The sequence below is a fragment of the Sphingobacterium endophyticum genome, from assembly GCF_009733535.1.
Taxonomy (GTDB): Bacteria; Bacteroidota; Bacteroidia; order Sphingobacteriales; family Sphingobacteriaceae; genus Sphingobacterium; species Sphingobacterium endophyticum.
Genome location: NZ_SMMI01000017.1, coordinates 1 through 18,210, shown reverse-complemented (window position 1 = coordinate 18,210; position 18,210 = coordinate 1). Strand labels below are relative to the sequence as shown.

The 18,210-nt window shown below is 37.1% G+C and carries 20 protein-coding genes and 2 pseudogenes; 10 read left to right on the top strand and 12 right to left on the bottom strand.

Annotated features, from left to right (window positions below):
• Positions 1-9 precede the first annotated feature (9 nt).
• The 9 genes and pseudogenes from traN to E0Y80_RS17050 form a co-directional block, all read right to left on the bottom strand.
• Positions 10-903, bottom strand: a complete 894-nt coding sequence (gene traN, locus E0Y80_RS17090; protein ID WP_156308898.1) for a conjugative transposon protein TraN — start codon at positions 901-903, stop codon at positions 10-12.
• A gap of 24 nt (positions 904-927) precedes the next feature.
• Positions 928-2,253 (bottom strand): conjugative transposon protein TraM, encoded by a 1,326-nt coding sequence (traM, locus tag E0Y80_RS17085; protein WP_156308897.1) that lies wholly within the window; start codon positions 2,251-2,253, stop codon positions 928-930.
• Entirely contained in the window at positions 2,240-2,527 is a 288-nt protein-coding gene (locus tag E0Y80_RS17080) for a nitrogen regulatory IIA protein (RefSeq protein WP_156308896.1), read from the bottom strand. The genes traM and E0Y80_RS17080 overlap by 14 nt, the downstream gene beginning before the upstream one ends.
• A gap of 11 nt (positions 2,528-2,538) precedes the next feature.
• Positions 2,539-3,162, bottom strand: coding sequence for a conjugative transposon protein TraK (gene traK / locus E0Y80_RS17075; RefSeq protein WP_156308895.1), 624 nt, complete (start codon positions 3,160-3,162; stop codon positions 2,539-2,541).
• 20 nt (positions 3,163-3,182) lie between these two features.
• A complete protein-coding gene (gene traJ / locus E0Y80_RS17070; protein ID WP_156308894.1) occupies positions 3,183-4,178 on the bottom strand; it encodes a conjugative transposon protein TraJ in 996 nt (331 codons plus the stop codon).
• Between the two features lie 2 nt (positions 4,179-4,180).
• Positions 4,181-4,813 (bottom strand): DUF4141 domain-containing protein, encoded by a 633-nt coding sequence (locus tag E0Y80_RS17065; protein WP_156308893.1) that lies wholly within the window; start codon positions 4,811-4,813, stop codon positions 4,181-4,183.
• A gap of 28 nt (positions 4,814-4,841) precedes the next feature.
• Positions 4,842-7,345 (bottom strand): annotated as a pseudogene (locus tag E0Y80_RS17060) (TraG family conjugative transposon ATPase).
• A 1-nt stretch (position 7,346) separates the two neighbouring features.
• The gene (locus tag E0Y80_RS17055; RefSeq protein ID WP_156308892.1) at positions 7,347-7,670 is read right to left on the bottom strand and encodes a DUF4133 domain-containing protein; all 324 of its coding nucleotides are present in this window, start codon (positions 7,668-7,670) and stop codon (positions 7,347-7,349) included.
• A gap of 11 nt (positions 7,671-7,681) precedes the next feature.
• Positions 7,682-7,987 (bottom strand): DUF4134 domain-containing protein, encoded by a 306-nt coding sequence (locus E0Y80_RS17050; protein ID WP_156308891.1) that lies wholly within the window; start codon positions 7,985-7,987, stop codon positions 7,682-7,684.
• Positions 7,988-8,190: 203 nt separating this feature from the next.
• On the opposite strand from E0Y80_RS17050, the gene E0Y80_RS17045 reads away from it, so the two are divergent.
• Genes E0Y80_RS17045 through acpS form a run of 7 tightly spaced genes read left to right on the top strand, consistent with a single transcriptional unit; the run spans position 8,191 to position 12,392 of the window.
• A complete protein-coding gene (locus tag E0Y80_RS17045; protein WP_156308890.1) occupies positions 8,191-8,457 on the top strand; it encodes a hypothetical protein in 267 nt (88 codons plus the stop codon).
• A 13-nt stretch (positions 8,458-8,470) separates the two neighbouring features.
• Complete coding sequence (locus E0Y80_RS17040; protein WP_156308889.1) at positions 8,471-8,791, top strand: helix-turn-helix domain-containing protein; 321 nt, start codon at positions 8,471-8,473, stop codon at positions 8,789-8,791.
• On the top strand, positions 8,792-9,652 hold the full coding sequence (locus E0Y80_RS17035) for an ImmA/IrrE family metallo-endopeptidase (RefSeq protein ID WP_156308888.1): 861 nt from the start codon (positions 8,792-8,794) through the stop codon (positions 9,650-9,652).
• Between the two features lie 4 nt (positions 9,653-9,656).
• Positions 9,657-10,400 (top strand): thymidylate synthase family protein, encoded by a 744-nt coding sequence (locus E0Y80_RS17030; RefSeq protein WP_156308887.1) that lies wholly within the window; start codon positions 9,657-9,659, stop codon positions 10,398-10,400.
• The gene (locus tag E0Y80_RS17025; RefSeq protein WP_156308886.1) at positions 10,400-11,416 is read left to right on the top strand and encodes a nucleotide kinase domain-containing protein; all 1,017 of its coding nucleotides are present in this window, start codon (positions 10,400-10,402) and stop codon (positions 11,414-11,416) included. Before E0Y80_RS17030 ends, E0Y80_RS17025 begins: the two co-directional genes overlap by 1 nt.
• A 14-nt stretch (positions 11,417-11,430) precedes the next feature.
• Positions 11,431-12,018 carry a nucleotide pyrophosphohydrolase gene (locus E0Y80_RS17020; protein ID WP_156308885.1) on the top strand — a complete coding sequence of 196 codons (588 nt, stop codon included), beginning with the start codon at positions 11,431-11,433 and terminating at the stop codon, positions 12,016-12,018.
• Positions 12,018-12,392 carry a holo-ACP synthase gene (gene acpS, locus E0Y80_RS17015; protein WP_156308884.1) on the top strand — a complete coding sequence of 125 codons (375 nt, stop codon included), beginning with the start codon at positions 12,018-12,020 and terminating at the stop codon, positions 12,390-12,392. Before E0Y80_RS17020 ends, acpS begins: the two co-directional genes overlap by 1 nt.
• Before the next feature lie 9 nt (positions 12,393-12,401).
• Here the strand turns inward: acpS and E0Y80_RS17010 are convergent, their stop codons facing one another.
• The 3 genes from E0Y80_RS17010 to E0Y80_RS17000 are packed head-to-tail and all read right to left on the bottom strand — an operon-like array spanning position 12,402 to position 14,249.
• Positions 12,402-13,037 carry a conjugal transfer protein TraD gene (locus tag E0Y80_RS17010; protein WP_156308883.1) on the bottom strand — a complete coding sequence of 212 codons (636 nt, stop codon included), beginning with the start codon at positions 13,035-13,037 and terminating at the stop codon, positions 12,402-12,404.
• Positions 13,038-13,039: 2 nt separating this feature from the next.
• On the bottom strand, positions 13,040-13,477 hold the full coding sequence (locus E0Y80_RS17005) for a DUF3408 domain-containing protein (protein ID WP_156308882.1): 438 nt from the start codon (positions 13,475-13,477) through the stop codon (positions 13,040-13,042).
• 4 nt (positions 13,478-13,481) lie between these two features.
• The gene (locus tag E0Y80_RS17000) at positions 13,482-14,249 is read right to left on the bottom strand and encodes a ParA family protein (RefSeq protein WP_156308881.1); all 768 of its coding nucleotides are present in this window, start codon (positions 14,247-14,249) and stop codon (positions 13,482-13,484) included.
• A gap of 700 nt (positions 14,250-14,949) precedes the next feature.
• Here E0Y80_RS17000 and mobA point away from each other — a divergent pair.
• The 3 genes and pseudogenes from mobA to E0Y80_RS16985 form a co-directional block, all read left to right on the top strand.
• Positions 14,950-15,387: a conjugal transfer protein MobA gene (gene mobA, locus E0Y80_RS16995; protein ID WP_156308880.1), complete on the top strand. Its 438-nt coding sequence runs from the start codon at positions 14,950-14,952 to the stop codon at positions 15,385-15,387.
• A gap of 2 nt (positions 15,388-15,389) precedes the next feature.
• Positions 15,390-16,676, top strand: coding sequence for a conjugal transfer protein MobB (mobB, locus tag E0Y80_RS16990; protein WP_156308879.1), 1,287 nt, complete (start codon positions 15,390-15,392; stop codon positions 16,674-16,676).
• A 102-nt stretch (positions 16,677-16,778) separates the two neighbouring features.
• A pseudogene (locus E0Y80_RS16985) lies at positions 16,779-18,210 on the top strand (YWFCY domain-containing protein); the annotation flags it as partial.

The window sequence follows — 18,210 nt, the reverse complement described above, 5'->3', positions numbered from 1 at the left end:
TAAAGGTTATTAAAATTTCAGGTGCATATCGTTTATCAATCGGGCTTTTATCAAATCCGAATTTTCTACCTGAAGTGTTTGATGTCTGCCACCGTTTTTCTCGAAAATCTCAATCAGCAAAATCTTATCATCATCAATGGTAAATTGGTCTAACAGAAAAACGTTTTGCTCGATTGTTTTTCCGCCAATTTCGTCCAAAGGTTTGTAAGTTCTAAGCAATATCATTGGTCTTTCCTGCACTACGGTACGTTTTGCTACTTTCTTATCCACGACTTTGAAATTGATAAAATCAATCTGAAAAGGCACATTGGTACGGTTTCTCAATTCCGTATGGAAATAATATTTGCCGTTGTGTATGTAAATTCCTTTCAAAATAAACTGAATACCGAAACTTTTAGCACCAATATGTTTTACAATGCGTTTGTCTTTATTGTAAATAGTTTCCAAAAGTAAACCAGCCAAAGACGGAGAATTGTTACCCAATTCTTCAAAAAGCACATCGTTTCCGTTGGCTTTATCTACTGCTTTTTGCATTGTTAAGAGGTCATAGCTCAACACTTCGGGATAGGAACTGTAATACACATTGAAACTGTAAAAACGTCCGTCATTGGTAATCACCGAAAAATTGGTTTCAGGTTCAAAAGCCCTTACTGATGCTTTTATACGGAGTACGTTTTCTGCATCTTCCGCCTTTCCGGCAATTAAGTATTCACTACCCAAATCCACATAACGAATGGCGGTTGGGAAAATCAAGTGCGAAGTTTTATCGTAAGTCACTTCCATTTTGTAGGATTCTATTTTGCCTAATTCAAGCGGTGTTCTGATGCTGTCTTGCGCATAAGATTGTACGGCAAAGCCAATTATTAAGGAAAATGCCAAAAAGGTTTTTATATATTTTTTCATTGTTTTATTAATTTTAATTCAACATTATTTTTTAGATACTAGGAAAACTTGATGTCCTGCTTTGAGTGTAACTTTTGGGGTTCTTACTTTTTTTGCGAAATAGCCCGAAACACCCTGAACCGCACTTCTGCTGAGGTCGGAGGCAATTTGTTGTCCCGTTGAAGAATTCATACTAAAGCTTGAACCTGTGGCATTACCCATATTGCCCACAATATCTGTAACCGCATTTCTTTCAGCCGAGTATGGAACGTACAAGCCTTGCTGTCCGTCCAAATCGTAAATGCTTATCTCAACAGGAATGATGTTGCCTTCCAATTCTATGGAAGTAATTTTTAATTGTAATCTGCCATTCTGGAATTTAGCATTTGCTGTTACAATAGTTCCTTTTGGAATAGTACGCTGTGGCGTTTGGGCAGGCTCTAACAATCGTAAACGAACACCAGTTTCGCCGATAATCGTTTGAGCATCGTGTACACAAGCTTTGATGCTGTTTTTCGGTTGTACTACTTGCTTTTCGGAACCTGCGGTATAAAATCCACGGTTTTTGGTTTCGTTCCAATCGGCTAAAAAAGAACTATCCGAAGGTTCACGATACAAAGCAGATACGGTGTTTTTTCTTGCAGGCGTAAATGCTACAAAATGTTCTTTTTGATTAGAACTTGAAACTTCTGTCTTAACCTCGGTAGGAACTGTATTTCCTGTATTCGTGTTTTGCGGAAGATATTTTGCCGCCATTTGGTAAAATTTCTCCATTAAAGACAATTGGTCATCAACCGTTACAGAACGAGGCACATTTTTTTCTGCCAGCTTTTCTTTCATATCATCCAATTGCCTGCGGAGTTCCATAGTTTCCGAATTGTCATTCTGATAAAATGAACCCAATGTATTTTGTGCATTGCGGTAACTGTTCAGTGCAGGATTACCGTTTCTTCCCAAATTTTTTCCATCGTCATTATTTTCGCCTTCGTCGGGAAGCTGTTCTTCGCTGTTCTGCGTACTGTCTGTATTCCAATAATCCGAAAGTGTAGCCAGTGCATTGCGTTTTTCCTGCTCTTTGCTTTCAAGTATATCTTGCTCGTAAGCCTTACCTTTGTTAGCAGGCATTCCTGCATCCGTGGCTTGTGGTACGGCATCATTCAGTCCGATATTTTCCAATGAATTTTTATCTTCGCCAGGTTTAAAAATCAAATACATACAACCCACAAAGACAATTCCCATTAAAACAAAAATTAGTGGCTTTTTCAGTTTTTCTACCTTATTCTGTGTACCATCTTGCGGTACATCAGCGGTTGCTGTCGGGCTTCCTTCTGTTACCCGAACAACCGATTTTTTGTTCTCATTTTCTTTCATAAATTTTATTTTTTAGAATTGTTGATAATGTGTCCTGCAATCTTGCAGGGCTTTCATTTTTTTTGAGGACAGGGTTTTCGATATGTTTAATGACCATATCATTTTCCGACTTTGAGGTATCGTACCAAACTTTGCAAATAACACCTGCGGTAAGTAGCAGATAACCCACAAAGAAGTACAGCGTATATTGATGCTGTTTCCGCAATGGTAATGCCTGCCAACGTTCATCAAACTTTTCAAAGTATCTATCCATATCTGCTCTTAAATTTTTCATAATCTGTTTTTTTAACGTTCGATAACTTCTACATCTTTGTTTTCTACCACCGCAAATTTTTCAATATTAAAACCCTGTGGATTGTTGTCTGAACGAACAGAGTTCACGAGATAGCAGGAAGTAATCAGGCTACGTCTGGTTACATTGCTCGAACGGATGATGAATTGTTTGGCATAGGTTTGCACTGCATAAGGATGTTTATCGAAATTGCAAACCACGCTATCCACTTCGATGCGTTGCTGTACATTTCCCGAAATGATGCGGTTGTAATAGCCTTTTTCAGATAAGTCTTTGTAATAATCAAAAGCACTTTTATCGGCAAGGTTGAAGGCTCTGCTCATATTGCTTTCGATAGCATTTTTATCGGGAGCAAGCGTAAAGAAAAGCTCGTGAAAACGTCTAACGTGTTCTCTTGCTTCCACAGGTCGATTGACACTTGCATCTTGCGATAAGGCAAGCATCAAAGATTTACCATCATCCAATACATAGATTTTCTGGCGTTGCTCTTCTGCAAAGCGGTAGGACTGCCATACGGCAAATCCTACCACGCCAATGCAGATAACAGCAAACATAATGGCATACAAACGTATCTGCCGAAAGCTGTTTTCAATATTTCTTAGCGTTTTAAATTCCATTTTTCTAAATGATTAATTGTTTATTTATTCATTAGTTTGCCACCAATGTTTCCGATGGTTGAACCTGCACCAGCTCCGGCAATATTTCCGGTTTTCATTGCTGCCTGATTTACATTTCGGGTAAAGTTTCCTGCTCCGCCTGCTTGTATTACCCAACCTGCTACTGTTGGAATAGTGAAGTAACCAACGATGCCTATTATCATAAAAATGATATACACCGTATTGCCTGTATCGGGTATGTAAGTTGGGTCGGCAAGCATTTCTATATCTCTTTCTATAATTAGAGATTGTATCTTGGCAAGCATAGAACTAAACAAATCAGCTATTGGAAGCCATAGGTAAACACTAACATATCGGGTAAGCCATTGCGTGAGCGTAGATTGAAAACCATCCCAAACAGCAATTGCAAAAGCTATTGGACCGAGTATGGACAGAACGATGAGAAAAAATGTTCGAACGGTATCAATAACCAAAGCGGCTGCCTGAAACAGAACTTCCAACAGATTACGAAACCAATTCTTAACCGATTGCTCCACACTGTGCATTCCACGTTCCATATACATCCCAGACATTGTTACCAAATCAGATGGCGACCAGCCCAATTCTTCGAGCTTCTTATCAAACTCTTCGTCTGAAACAAGGTAAGCCGTTTCGGGATTTCGCAACATTGCTTCTCGTTCCAAAAGGTCTTTTTTAGCCTGCAAATCATTGAGGTCAAGCACCTGATTTTCGAGGATGGCGTGAGTTCCTGTAACCACTGGACTTAATACTCCATTGATAGTTCCTAACACAATTGTTGGGAAAAACATAATGCAAATTCCTAAAGCAAACGGACGAAGCAATGGGTACATATCAATAGGTTCGGCTCGGCTCAAAGCCTGCCATACTTTTATGGCGACATAAAACAACGCTCCCAAACCTGCTACTCCTTTAGCCACTGCCGCCATATCGGCGGACAGTGGTAACATCTCATCATATAATGAACGTAGGACTTCGTGAAGATTATCAAATTCCATAACTACCAATATTTTTGGTTTGGAGTTCCGTAGAGGTCAAGCACTCTTTTGGTATTATTTTGCTTTTTCGCTCTTAAAAAACTCACGGAAATATTTTTATTGGTGTAATAGCGAACCAAACTGTGGTATTCTTTTACTTCTTTGTACACACGGTCGATAATATCCATACGTTCTTTGTCATTCAATGACAAGCTGGAAGCATTTACAATTTGTTTGAGTTCTTTCAGCAGTTCGGTACTTTCATTAAGCAATGCTGAGTAGCCATTGGCGATAGCAACCAGTTCTTGGGCAGAAAAATTCGGGTCGTTCATCATTTTACCGAAATTCTGAACATACATTTCTGAAACATCGCCCACCAAAAGAACTGTTTGTTGCACCTTTCGAGCATCTTTCACGAGGTTGTTTACGGCTTTTAGCTTGTCGTAATATTCTTTTCCTTGCTCGTACACTTTCTTCACTTCATTGAAGTTCTTCACAACATTGCTAACCGTAGAAGAAGTTTGAACGATTTCATTTGCACTGTTGAGAATGCCCGATGCCAGATTTGTAGGGTCGGTTACTACAAATTGTGCTTTTGCTGATGGTGCTACGGCTAACATTAGTGCCGTACACACCAAATACATTAATTTTTTCATTTTCTTGAATTTTTAAAATGTTAATTGATTATTGATTTACCTTATCACGTCGCTGCATAGCGATGTGCTTGATGGCGAGTTCTACATTGCCATCCAATTCAGAAGCGAGTTGCATCACTTCTAATTTTTCGATTTCTTCTGTGGTGTATGCGAGATATTCTTCCAAGCTCACTTCTGTGGCATAAACTGCCGAGTGTGTTCCACCTAAACCTATCCAAACCTCTTTGTACAGACGGTTTATATCATTATTCATATTAATAGAAAGCACTTGTCCTTTTTCTTTGTCGGTCAATCCCAACATTGCCTGTATATCATCAAACTTGTTCATATACTTGCGTTGGTCTAAAAGGATTTTACAATCGGAATTATTGATGATGCTTTCTTTCACAATGGGCGATTGGATAATGTCATCAACTTCCTGTGTTACCACGATTGCTTCTCCAAAAAATTTACGGACAGTTTTAAACAAATATTTGATGTATTCTGCCATTCCTTCTTTGGCAATTGCTTTCCACGCTTCTTCAATTAAAATGAGTTTTCGGATACCTTTAAGTCTTCTCATTTTATTTATGAAAACTTCCATAATAATGATGGTCACGATTGGAAAGAGGATTTTGTGGTCTTTAATCGCATCAATTTCAAACACGATAAAGCGTTTGGAAAGTAGGTCTAATTGTTTATCCGAATTGAGCAGATAATCATATTCGCCACCTTTGTAATAAGGTTCGAGAACGTTGAGGAAATTGGCAATGTCAAAGTCTTTTTCCCTGACTTCTTTTGCTTCCAATACTTTGCGGTAATCGCCTTTTACATATTCATAAAAACCGTTGAAAGATGGATAAACATTATTTTGCTTAATGCGTTCGATGTAACCACTTACAGCATTAGAAAGTGCAACCTCTTCAGAGCGAGTTGGTGGTTCATCATCACGTTTCCAAAGCGTTAATATCAAAGTTTTGATACTTTCACGCTTCTCGATGTCGAACACGCCATCATCGGTGTAGAAAGGATTAAAAGCAATCGGATTGTCTTCGGTATAAGTGAAGTAAACACCGTCTCGCCTTTGGTTTTACCTTTAATGAGTTCGCACAATCCTTGATAAGAATTCCCCGTGTCAACGAGCAAAACGTGAGCACCTTGCTCGTAATATTGGCGTACCATATGGTTTGTAAAGAATGATTTTCCGCTTCCCGATGGACCGAGTATAAACTTGTTACGGTTGGTAATAATTCCACGTTTCATCGGCAAATCTGAAATATCCAAATGGATAGGTTTTCCGGTCAATCGGTCAGCCATTTTTATCCCGAATGGCGAAGGCGAATTGTGGTAATTGGTTTCTTCCGTAAAAAAGCACAAGGCAGGTTCGATAAAAGTGTAAAAACTTTCCTCACTCGGAAAATCTCCAGCATTTCCTGGCATTCCTGCCCAATACAAAGTGGCTACATCTGTAGTATTGTGGCGTGGTTTGCATTCCATTAAAGCCAATGCACTACCGCAATCGTTCTTCAACTGTTTCAGTTCTGCTGGGTCTTCCGACCAAGCCATAATGTTGAAATGCGCACGAATAGAAGATAATCCGAAGCTGTGTGCTTCGTTCAGATACTTTTCAATCCATTCTTTGTTGATTTGGTTGGCACGACTGTACCGAGCCAAAGAATGCATATTCCTTGCAGACTTTTCAAACTTTTGCAGGTTGTCTTCGCTGTTATCTAAAAACAAATATTGGTTGTAGATATGGTTACAGCTCAACAACAAACCTACTGGTGCAGCGAAAGACAAACGACAATCGCTTCGGTCAGTAGATAGCTTTTCAAAACGAGTGTCTGCCGAAACCGTTCCAGGCAAATCGTCTGTATCAGACAAAGTGTGTAGGCTCAATCTTTTGTTGCCAATACGAACTTCTTCTGTTCCGAGTGCGATGTCCTGCATTGGTGTTCCTACTTCTCTCGAAAGTGTCAGGTATTGTTCTAATATTCCCTGTTTTTCTTCCGTTCCGATGATGTCATCTTCTGTTAGGCGTTGCAGGCTTACAAAACCGCTGTCATTCACAATCCGCTCAAACTGTGCAACGGCTTCCATAAATCGGTGTATCGCTTCTTTATCCCTTATTTCTTTCGGGATAAGAGAACCTTTGCATAGCGAACTGAAGTTGCTCTGCATCCGCATTCTTTCCTTTGTGGTCTTCGTCAGGAACAGGTAGCAATAATGGTTCAGGAACGGTCGCTCATTGAAATGGCGTTGATAAGATTTAGCCAAAAAACTCTGGTCTTCTTTTGCCAAATCGGGAGCATAATTTTCCTTAATGTACCAATCCTGTTTGTGAATGACTGTAAAATCGGGTAAGGTCTTGATAGCCTTGTGCCAAGCGGAATGAATGGCTTCATATTCCGCAGAAGCTACCGTAAACAATTCCGGCAAACGCACTTCAAAGCAAGCGGTAATGTCTGCATCTTTAGAAAGAATGCAGTTATTTTCTACCGCTAATAAAGGAAATTTGTTTTCCAGCGTTGAGGTTTTTGCTACATTTCTCATACTACATTTGTTTAGGAGTGAATTTTAAATAGCGATGTACAGGTTTGCGACAGATAATGTGTCTGGGATGTCTTTTTCTTGCACCCACTTTCATTAGTCCGTGTTCTCCATACTTTTTGTTGAGTGAAAAGGTCTGCCACACAATGATCGAAGCCCCGCCTGCTCCGAGGAAAATGCAGATGTAAGAGTTTACGCCTGCCATATACAGTATCATCACGAGGATAAGCATACCGAGCAATCCACCAGCGAAAATGAACAGGTATTGTGCTTTCAGCCCCTTAAATTCCACCGTTCTTCCGATGCCTTTGTTGATATTGTAATTCATAAGGCAAAGGATTAAAGGAAGAATGAACGCAGAATGGTAGCAGCAACAATCAAGAAGATACACGCACCGAACCAGCTTGCCGCAGTCTTGCTCGTGTCGGGGTCGCCCGAACTGAATTTGTTGTACACCTTAACACCGCCTATCAACCCTACGACCGCACCGATGGCATAAATTAACTGGGTTGCCGGATCGAAATAAGAAGTTACCATTTGGGTAGCCTCGTTGATGCCACCCACACCGTTTCCCTGTGCGAACGCACTAATTCCTGACAGCATAGCCACGGCTGCCAGCAAAACTTTTTTTCTTTGTTTTTTCATAATTGAAACACATTATTTTGTTACTATTTTCCCGCACCTTGCGGACTTTCGGGACAAAGGTGTTTCAGAAATAAAGGCGATATAACAAAGTGGCAGTCAGTGGAATTGTTTGGCGGTAGGTGGAATAATAGAATTATTAAATTTTTTCTGAAAATTTGTTTTGTAAGAAAATCTTACATTTATTTGTATGAAATTCTTACAATATGGAGACGATAGAATTAGAAAAAGAAATAATTGAGATCATACAAGAGGTTTGTGATCATCAAGAAGTTGAAGAAGTTGTAAATGGAGATTTTTACCCAGGAAATTTTATCATGAGCCAAGTGTTGGTTTCTATTTTTACACAAATTGAAATAAAAACAGGCATCACTATACCTAATAATTGTTATATTTTTCATGATAGTAAAACAAAAAGACAACTAAATATAAAAGAGGCTGCAACTAAGTTGTTAGCATTGTCTAAAAATTAATAATAAATATAATATGACTGAGAGAGAACAAATTGCTGAAAGGTTAAAAGAAGCAAGAGTTATGTCTGGCTTATCGCAAGAGAATGCTGCAAAAATATTGCAAATACAAAGACCTGCAATCTCCGAGATAGAAAGTGGAAAACGTAAAGTAAGTGCAGAAGAGATTATTCAGTTTGCTAAGTTGTATAAAGTAAGTACTTCGTGGTTATTACTAAAAGAAGAAAATGAAACAGTTTTAGATGAACAAATGAAAGTTGCTGCGCGAGAATTAAGTAACATGAATGAATCTGACAGAAAAAAGCTTTTAGAAATTTTAAGAATACTGCCTAAATAAATGAATGAGCTATATACAAGTGCTATCCGAAAAGCTAGTGAGGTTAGATTAAAATTGGGCTACAGTTTATATGAGCCTATTAACATTTATGACATTTGTTCTAAATTAGAAATTGATGTCCAGTTTGTAGATATTAATATGGAAGGATTTTATGTAAACAATAAAATTATGGATAATATAAACTATCCAAAAATTCTTATTTCACGTTTACGTCCCTTTCCACGAAGAATTTTTACCTGTGGTCATGAACTTGGTCATCATATTTTTAATCATGGATTAAAGTTAGATATTCTGACGGACGAAAATGATACGTCAAACTACAAAAGTGATGACGAAATACTTGTTGATGCATTTTCTGCGCATTTGATAATGCCTATTGCTTGTGTACAATCAGAATTTAAAAAAAGGAAGTTAGATTTCGATTTAGCAACAGAAACAGATTATTATATTGTCAGTTCAGTGCTTGGTGTGGGATACCAAACTCTAATCACACACTGTAAAGTTAACAGGCTAATTAATGATTATAAATATTTAGAATTATCTAAACATACGCCTTCCAAAATATTTAAAAAACACTTTGGTAACGTTGAAGAAAAAGCATATTTCAAGATAATTGATTTTAAGACTAGTAATCTACCAATTGATTTAGAAGTTTCAAATTATTTAGTAATTCCCTCAGACTTTGAAGTTGATACCAATTATTTTGAAAAGATAAAAAATACACAGTTAGGAACATTATATATAGCGAAAAGAGCCGGAATATCATCTATTTATTCAAGCGCTAGTGAAAAAAGTTGCTTTGCTAGAATTCAACCGCAAAACTATATTGGTTTTGCGGAATACCGACATTTAGAAAATTAATAAAATGAGCATACCAGTACTAATAGAAGAAAAAAATTTATCCAAAGCTTGGTATAAAGTTTTACAACATATTATTGATCATTCAGGAAACGAAATCACACCATTAATTTTGACTTTATCTGAATTTGCAGAAGATAAATTGATAAAGAATCAATTAAATATTGATTTATCCCAAAATGAATTAGACTCTATAGAAATTGTTTCTGAAACTATATTTCCACAATCGTTATATCTGTTTAACAAAGGTAATAGAGGTGATTTATTTGATAATTACTTAAAAAATGTTTTGCCAAGGCTTAAAAAAATTGACCAAAGGAATAGCTCTGGAACCTATTTTGAAAGGCTAATAGCATTTGGAGACACTCGGAAAAATCAATTAGAAATTATAATTGATTCATTAAAAGAAGAGTCCAAAATCAAACGTAGATCAAAATCTCAAGCAGCTATTTTTGATCCATTAAAAGATCATAAAAATGGTATGTTTCAAAGTTTTCCTTGCTTACAACATGTTACATTCTATAAATCTGAGAATGGTGGATTGATAATAAATAGCTTTTATGCAATGCAGTATCTGTATCAGAGAGCGTATGGCAATTGGTTAGGATTGATAAATCTAGGAAAATTTGTAGCACAAGAAACAGGATTAGAATTAGAAAGATTTAATTGTTTTGTTGGAGTTGAAAAATTAGACCATTTGACAAAAGCTCAGGCGAAGACACTAATTAGCAAAATGACTGTAGAAAACTAATGAGTATAATAACTAAGAAGGAAAAGTCCTTTACAATATATAAACCTTTATTACCTGCAAAAACTACTGAGGTGTATGATAGCTACTGGAGATTTGCAGTACTAAGACAGGATGTTTTTTTCAGTAGAATAGAAGGTAATAAATATCCTTGGACAAACGACCCAATTTTATCTAAACATAGATTTACAAATGCTTACAGGGCTTCTGACAGAGTAAGTCAGTATCTAATAAAAGAGGTCATTTATAATGATAGCTATTCTAATTCGTCTAATGAGGTACTTTTTAGAATACTTCTATTTAAATTATTTAATAAAATTGAAACTTGGGAGCTACTCAAAAAGAATATTGGAGATTTAGTATATGAAGAATTTGATTTCAACAAATATGATAAGGTATTAAGTAAGGCTTTTTCTGAAAAGAAAACAATATACTCAGCAGCATATATTATGCCTTCAGTAAAACAATTTGGGCATGAAAGGAAACATTCTAATCATTTAAAGCTGATTGACTTTATCTTGAAAAAAGATACTTCTATTCAACTAATGGACTGTAACAAAATGCAACAAGCATTTGATATAATAAAAAGTTTTCCAGGATTAGGAGATTTTTTAGCATACCAAATTTTAATAGACATCAATTACTCCAATATAATTGATTTTTCAGAGTCTGAATTTGTAGTACCTGGTCCTGGTGCGTTAGGTGGAATTAGTAAATGCTTTGAAAATACAGGAGGATTAAGTAATGTTGAAGTCATTAAATTAATGACAGACAGACAAGAAATGGAATTTGAAAGGTTAGGGCTAGATTTTAAAACACTATGGGGAAGGAGATTACAGCTTATAGACTGCCAGAATTTGTTTTGTGAAGTTGATAAATATGCAAGGGTCAAACATCCTGATATAAAAGGAAATAGCGATAGAGTGAGAATTAAACAAGTTTATAAATTAAACTTGAAACCTATCAACTATTGGTTTCCACCAAAATGGGGGATTAATAAAAATATTATTATTGATTAATAGATGAAAAAACAATGATAGAACAAATTAAGAAAGATTTTTTTGACGAGAACTATATATCTGGGGAGCAAATTCCCAGATATTTTAGAGTATCATTTAAAGAAGTTGGAAGTGAAAAAAAGAATGAAGTCCAAGTGATTTTTAATGGATCAAAACAACTTGGAGATATCATTAATGATAATTCCTATGATAATGATTACTATCGTTATCATGATATATTTCATTATTCGTTTGCTGCCTTATTAGGATGGTCTCCGTGTGGAAGAGCTATGATGAAAAGAAAAAGAAAAAGCAATCCTTTGATCGATGAAATTGAAGATGGTGCGAGAGCTATAATTACAGAAGAAGCCATTTCTATGATCATATTTAATGAAGCTAAGAGAAAGAAATTTTTTAAAGGGAAGTCAAAAATATCAAAAACCACTTTGAGAATAATCAGAGAAATGACTGAAAACTTTGAAGTAAATGTACGCACTTCTGAAGAGTGGGAATATGCCATTTTACAATCGTATGCAGCTTTTAGATTTCTAATATCAAATCAAGGTGGTATTATAGAATTTGACACAGTAAACAGAAAATTAAATCATCTACCCCTTTTATAATGATTATTTCTATTGGCTGTGATATAGTAGAACATGATGTTTCTAAAAAGTTGAACTGGGAAAGCGATGAACTTATCCTAGCGAGGATTTTTTCTGAAAGAGAGTTAAAACTCTGTTCAACAAAAAAAACATTACAATTTCTTTCAGGTAGATTCGCAGCAAAAGAAGCTATATTGAAATGTCTGTTTACGGGCATGGAAGATGGAATTTCATTAACAGAGATTGAAATACTAAAAGATGATAGAGGAAAACCAATCATAGTTTTATCAGGGATGCCATTAAAAATATCCAATTTACTAGGAATTCAGAATTGGATTGTTAGCATAAGTCACTCTTCTTCTTTCTCTCAAGCCTTTATTATTGCTGAAGGGTAGACCTCGTTTCTAAACAAACTCCCCAATATCAAAATCCCCCAAATCACTTTTCCGCAAAGCAGAAGAACTGTCCTCGGTTTCAGATGCCAGTGTGCTATCCAAAAGCTCGGCAATTTTTCGGGAAGCACCTTCGATGGAATTTTCCAGTAGGCTGAATAAATCAGTTCCTTGTAATTTTTGAACTATCGCAACTGCTGTTTCCTTTTGAGATTGTTCCAAGTTTTCTTTTTGAAGCAATACCCCCACTGAGCTTAGTTCTTCAAAGGTAACCCCTTGAGCAAGACTGTCATCGCCACCGGAAATTCCGTACCTATTCCATTCCTCTTCCTCTTCATCCAAATCAGGCGTGTTTCTGAAAACTTCGTCCAGCTCTTCCTGCGGAATTTGAATGCCAACGTTTTCATTTTCGTCGTATTCTATGTCTAAATTATCAGGATTTATTTCGTCTTCCTCAATTTGGCTTTTATTGGCAGTGTTTGGCATCAAAAGGCTTCTTACTGGCTTAGGTTGTCCCATAATATCAGGAAGATTTGGGTTAATTTTTTCCTGCATCGGTTTTTGTTCCGACCTTTTTTTGATGATAATTTTATCCTGCGAAAGCAAGGCAATTACAATCAACAAGCATATTACAATTACTATTTCCATAATTAAAAAATGGGTTTAAATTTCTCATTAAAATCATCGGTAATGGCTTTCTCAAATATTTCGAAATGATGTTCCAAAATATTATCGAGGTAAGCATACAGCGGTATTTCATCTTTTCCTATAACCTGTATAATTCGGGATAAACGTTCGTGATATTCCTGCCGAATGTAAATACTTTTATCTCCGCGTTTTGTCATTGAATGCGTTTTCAAAAAATGGTCGCCATAACTTCCGTCAAGAATTTTCTTTGCTCGCTTCGTTTCTTTTTGAGCAGGTTTATTCCTCGAAAATTCCTCTTGTTTCACATCTTCACTTTCTTTTTTTTCGATGGGTTCTGGTGGAAGTTGTATTCCGTCTTTTTTTACGCCATCAACCATCAGGTTCATCATCATTTCCTCGTTAATATCGGGCGTAGCTTTTCTTTTATTATCTTTCTCCATAAGGCTATAATTGAATGATTTTTAAAAATTCTTCGATGAATAAATTCAACTGACAAGCTTTCATCAATCGTTCATCTGGAGGCATTAAAGTTGAACGGAAAACAGTCTTGCTATCCGCTTCACTTTCTTTCCGAAAACGTGTGCTATTCTTGATTTGGCTTTGCATCAGGCTCAATCCCAATTGCTCGATAAGTTGATTATAAACGTCATACAACGGTGTACTTTCTCTACCGTCCACTTGGTTCCAAAAGAGATTAATGGTTTTTATGGATGTTTCTCCTTTTTTCATAATCACATCCTGCAAAATTTGTGTGAAGACGAGCGTACTTTCCATTACTACACGGTCTGCTGTGATGGGCGTAAAAATATGGTGCATTCCAGCCAATGCTTTCAAAATTCCGGACGTATTCACAGTTCCAGGCAAGTCGAAAAATACTACGTCAATAGGAACGGAAGAAGTATCTACAAATTCGTGAGCCACTTCTAATACATTGTCGGCTTTGTTTTGCATAATCGGATAAGCTTTTTTGTTGATGGTGCTAAATTGTTTGTAAGCCAGCTTTTTCAAAGCCTCGTTTTCCATCACCGTAGCCAAATCCCGCGTTTTCATTTTCATCAAACTATGTTGTGGGAAATCCGCATCAAATACAGCTACTTTGTAGCCCAATCGATAGTGCATCGTACTTGCGACGAGCGTGGTAAAACTGCTTTTTCCAACACCGCCTTTTTGAGAAGAAAAGGCAATAAATAGAGGTTTCTTTTGTGTGTCCATATTTTAAAATTTAAAGTTTATGTATTCTTGTTTTCAGTCTTGCAGGCTATACTGATTTCTTTCATGATTGTCATCAATCTTGCTTGCTGGAATTTCTGATTTCTTGCAATCCAGCAATACAACATTCATTCTTGCAATTTATCAGGCAGGATTGCCGTCTTTCTTAACTTCCGTCAAACTTGAAAGCAGGATATTTTGATAGCAAGCCGTCACGTTTTCTTGAATTCTTGCGTTCCTGCAATCAGGCAAGCCGGATTATCTGAAATCTTGAATGTGTTCAATTCGCTTGTCTTGAAGCACGGATTGATTGTCTTCCTGCTAACATTCAAAAGCAAAGAACTCATCATTTTTATTCAATTTTATAGGCTTGGCGGTGTTTGGCGTTCAAAGGCAGAGTTTGTCTGGGTGCGATTTTGCAATAGTCTAATGGGCAGGTCTTTACTTTGTAAAATGATTTTTATTAACCGATTTATGCGAAGTATTTCGACAGAATGGACATTAAACAGAACGGCATCAAGTCGTTTTTCCCTGTTACATTTAATCCGTCCCGAAGGGCGGATTTTTGTGTTCATCAGAACACGGCAAGTTGTGTTTTGAGGCACTCGAAACCGAGTTAGTGCCTCAAAACAACTTGCCCTGTTGGGAGCTAAAAAACGCCTTCCGAAGTCAGCGTTTTGTGTGGATTAAAAATGGATTAGTGATGAACGAGAACAATAACAAAAAACAGAATAAAGGCGGACGGAGAGCTAAGACCGATCCAAGCATCCATCGCCACGTTTTCCGCCTTACGGACGAAGAAAATGCCAAACTTTTATCGCTTTTTGAAGCATCAGGAATGCCCAATAAAGCAAAGTTTATCATTTCTCTGCTGTTCAGCAAGGAAATGAAATCGGTTAAAATTGACAAGGGAACGGTTGATTTTTATATGCGATTAACCTCGTTTCACAGTCAGTTTCGCTCTGTAGGCGTGAACTATAACCAGATTGTAAAGCTGCTGTACAAACATTTTTCGGAGAAGAAAGCCGCAGCGTTTCTCTACAAATTGGAAAAACAGACGTCTGAAATGGCGATGCTATGCCAAAAAATCATTCAGTTAACCGAAGAATTTGAAGCAAAACATTTGAAAAAACAGCTGTAAAAATGATAGCAAAAATCGGAAGAAGCGGAAATTTATACGGAGCATTGGCGTACAATCAGCTCAAAGTGGAGAATGAAAACGGACAGATTTTGTTTGCTAATAAGATGATTGAAACCGCTAACGGTCATTATTCCGTTGCACAATTAGCCCAATCTTTTGCTCCTTACCTGATAGCCAACCGCAATACCGAGAAACATACTTTGCATATTTCGCTCAATCCCGACCCGAAAGACAAGGTAAGCGATGATCGGTACAGGAAAATGGCAGAAGAATATATGCGGGAAATGGGTTACGGCGACCAGCCTTTTGTGGTATTCAAACATACCGATATTGACCGTAGCCATATTCATATCGTATCGGTTTGCGTGGACGAAGAAGGCAAAAAGATTTCGGACAAATTCGAAAAAATGCGGTCTATGAATATTTGCCGTGAACTCGAAAGAAAATACGGTTTGATACCTGCAACGGATAAAGAGCACAAACAGAACGACAAGATTTTTCGTCCGGTAGATTATCGGGCAGGCGATGTAAAAAGCCAAATCGCTTCGGTTGTCCGCAACTTGCCGAATTATTATCAATACCAAACTTTGGGAGAATACAACGCTTTGCTTTCCCTGTTCAATGTTACTACCGAAAAAGTGGAAGGCGAATTGCAGGGGCAGCTACGGCAGGGTTTATTATACATTTCGTTAAATGACAGAGGAGAAAGAGCCGGACATCCATTCAAGGCTTCGCTTTTCGGAAAGAACGCAGGGCTACCAGCTTTAGAATTGCATTTTGCAAAAAGCAAAGAGACTTTAAAAGACCACCCGACAAAGCCAACTATTAAAGCTGCCGTTACCATTGCCCTGCAATCAACAAATGATGAGCAGGGTTTTAAAAAGCAGTTAGGAGAACACGGCATTAACGTTGTGGTTCGTAGAAATGACACAGGACGTATTTATGGTATCACATTTATAGACCACAATTCTAAAAGTGTTTGGAACGGTTCACGTTTAAGCAAGGAACTTTCTGCAAATACCTTTAATGATTATTGGAATAATAATATAAAATCTGGGATTAAAGAGCCAGTTGAACTACAATCGAAAATATCAAGACCAAATGATGCAGATCTTCCTGCGGAAGAACCTCATCATTTCTTCGATTTCTTAAATGCCGAAAAACACGAAGACGGTTTGATTGAGGCATTAGGCGGTTTATTGCCCGAAGCACAGGGAGAAGATTACGAGGAACAGGACTTTGCCAATAAAATGAAGAAGAAAAGGAAACATCAAGGAGGTCAGCGATAACAATCAGACAAATACTGCCACGCACCGCCATTGAATGCCACATTCTTATAGCCACTAAGTAGAGCCTTTAAATTCATGCCCGAACATTAAAACTAAAAAATAATGCAGGGAGAAGATGATTTAAGAGGTTTAGCCAAAATAATGGCTTTTATGAGGGCAGTAAGTATCCTTTTGGTACTAATGCACCTTTATTGGTTTTGCTACGGTTTCTTTATAGAACGTGGCTGGACTTTAGAAATAATCAACAAAATATTACGCAATTTTCAGCGAACAGCAGGACTGTTTTCGCATACCTTATATACCAAAGTATATGCTTTAGTATTATTGGCATTAAGCTGTTTAGGTACAAAGGGTGTAAAGAATGAAAAATAACCTGGTCTAAAATTTACGTGGCTTTGGGGATTGGCTTTGTGCTGTTTTTTCTGAACACACCATTCTTAAAGCTATCTCCAGTAATAGGCACATTCCTGTATATTCTTACTATCTCATTAGGTTATATCGCCTTGCTGATGGCAGGTGTATGGATGAGCCGATTACTCCGTACTAACCTTATGGACGATGTTTTCAATAATGAAAACGAGAGTTTTCAGCAGGAAACCAAACTGATGGAAAATGAGTATTCTGTCAATCTTCCTACCAAGTTTTATTATAAAAATAAATGGAATGACGGCTGGATAAATATCGTCAATCCTTTCCGGGCAACTATTGTTTTGGGAACACCCGGTTCTGGAAAATCGTATGCGATTGTAAATAATTATATCAAACAGCAGATTGAAAAAGGCTTCAGTATGTACATCTACGATTTTAAGTTTGATGACCTTTCTACCATTGCTTACAATCATTTGTTGAAACATAACGATAAGTACAAAGTTCAACCCAAATTCTACGTTATCAACTTTGATGACCCACGGAAGAGCCATCGTTGCAATCCGCTTAATCCCGACTTTATGACGGATATTTCCGATGCCTACGAAGCAGCTTACACAATAATGCTAAATCTCAACCGTAGCTGGATACAGAAACAAGGCGATTTCTTTGTAGAAAGTCCGATTATTTTGCTAGCAGCCATTATTTGGTATTTGAAAATTTATGAAGATGGAAAGTTTTGTACTTTTCCGCACGCTATTGAATTGCTGAACAAGAAGTATTCAGATGTTTTCACGATTTTAACTTCATATCCCGATTTAGAAAACTATCTTTCTCCTTTTATGGATGCGTGGCAAGGTGGCGCACAAGACCAACTGCAAGGACAAATTGCATCAGCAAAAATACCTTTGTCAAGAATGATTTCTCCGCAGTTGTACTGGGTAATGACAGGCGATGATTTTTCTTTAGACATCAACAACCCAAAAGAACCTAAGATTTTGTGCGTTGGTAATAATCCCGACCGTCAAAATATTTATTCAGCAGCGTTGGGATTGTACAATTCGAGGATTGTAAAGCTCATTAACAAAAAGGGACAATTAAAGAGTTCAGTTATCATAGATGAGTTGCCGACGATCTACTTTAGAGGATTAGATAATTTAATTGCAAC

What these genes read in the sequence shown, in the direction of transcription:
- E0Y80_RS17005 (WP_156308882.1), bottom strand. Translation starts at nt 13,477, where the DNA reads ATGGAGAAAGATAATAAAAGAAAAGCTACGCCCGATATTAACGAGGAA.
- E0Y80_RS17010 (WP_156308883.1), bottom strand. Translation starts at nt 13,037, where the DNA reads ATGGAAATAGTAATTGTAATATGCTTGTTGATTGTAATTGCCTTGCTT.
- E0Y80_RS17025 (WP_156308886.1), top strand. Translation starts at nt 10,400, where the DNA reads ATGAGTATAATAACTAAGAAGGAAAAGTCCTTTACAATATATAAACCT.
- mobB (WP_156308879.1), top strand. Translation starts at nt 15,390, where the DNA reads ATGATAGCAAAAATCGGAAGAAGCGGAAATTTATACGGAGCATTGGCG.
- traN (WP_156308898.1), bottom strand. Translation starts at nt 903, where the DNA reads ATGAAAAAATATATAAAAACCTTTTTGGCATTTTCCTTAATAATTGGC.
- traK (WP_156308895.1), bottom strand. Translation starts at nt 3,162, where the DNA reads ATGGAATTTAAAACGCTAAGAAATATTGAAAACAGCTTTCGGCAGATA.
- mobA (WP_156308880.1), top strand. Translation starts at nt 14,950, where the DNA reads ATGAACGAGAACAATAACAAAAAACAGAATAAAGGCGGACGGAGAGCT.
- E0Y80_RS17035 (WP_156308888.1), top strand. Translation starts at nt 8,792, where the DNA reads ATGAATGAGCTATATACAAGTGCTATCCGAAAAGCTAGTGAGGTTAGA.
- acpS (WP_156308884.1), top strand. Translation starts at nt 12,018, where the DNA reads ATGATTATTTCTATTGGCTGTGATATAGTAGAACATGATGTTTCTAAA.
- E0Y80_RS17065 (WP_156308893.1), bottom strand. Translation starts at nt 4,813, where the DNA reads ATGAAAAAATTAATGTATTTGGTGTGTACGGCACTAATGTTAGCCGTA.
- E0Y80_RS17020 (WP_156308885.1), top strand. Translation starts at nt 11,431, where the DNA reads ATGATAGAACAAATTAAGAAAGATTTTTTTGACGAGAACTATATATCT.
- E0Y80_RS17050 (WP_156308891.1), bottom strand. Translation starts at nt 7,987, where the DNA reads ATGAAAAAACAAAGAAAAAAAGTTTTGCTGGCAGCCGTGGCTATGCTG.
- E0Y80_RS17040 (WP_156308889.1), top strand. Translation starts at nt 8,471, where the DNA reads ATGACTGAGAGAGAACAAATTGCTGAAAGGTTAAAAGAAGCAAGAGTT.
- traJ (WP_156308894.1), bottom strand. Translation starts at nt 4,178, where the DNA reads ATGGAATTTGATAATCTTCACGAAGTCCTACGTTCATTATATGATGAG.
- E0Y80_RS17080 (WP_156308896.1), bottom strand. Translation starts at nt 2,527, where the DNA reads ATGAAAAATTTAAGAGCAGATATGGATAGATACTTTGAAAAGTTTGAT.
- E0Y80_RS17045 (WP_156308890.1), top strand. Translation starts at nt 8,191, where the DNA reads ATGGAGACGATAGAATTAGAAAAAGAAATAATTGAGATCATACAAGAG.
- E0Y80_RS17055 (WP_156308892.1), bottom strand. Translation starts at nt 7,670, where the DNA reads ATGAATTACAATATCAACAAAGGCATCGGAAGAACGGTGGAATTTAAG.
- E0Y80_RS17030 (WP_156308887.1), top strand. Translation starts at nt 9,657, where the DNA reads ATGAGCATACCAGTACTAATAGAAGAAAAAAATTTATCCAAAGCTTGG.
- E0Y80_RS17000 (WP_156308881.1), bottom strand. Translation starts at nt 14,249, where the DNA reads ATGGACACACAAAAGAAACCTCTATTTATTGCCTTTTCTTCTCAAAAA.
- traM (WP_156308897.1), bottom strand. Translation starts at nt 2,253, where the DNA reads ATGAAAGAAAATGAGAACAAAAAATCGGTTGTTCGGGTAACAGAAGGA.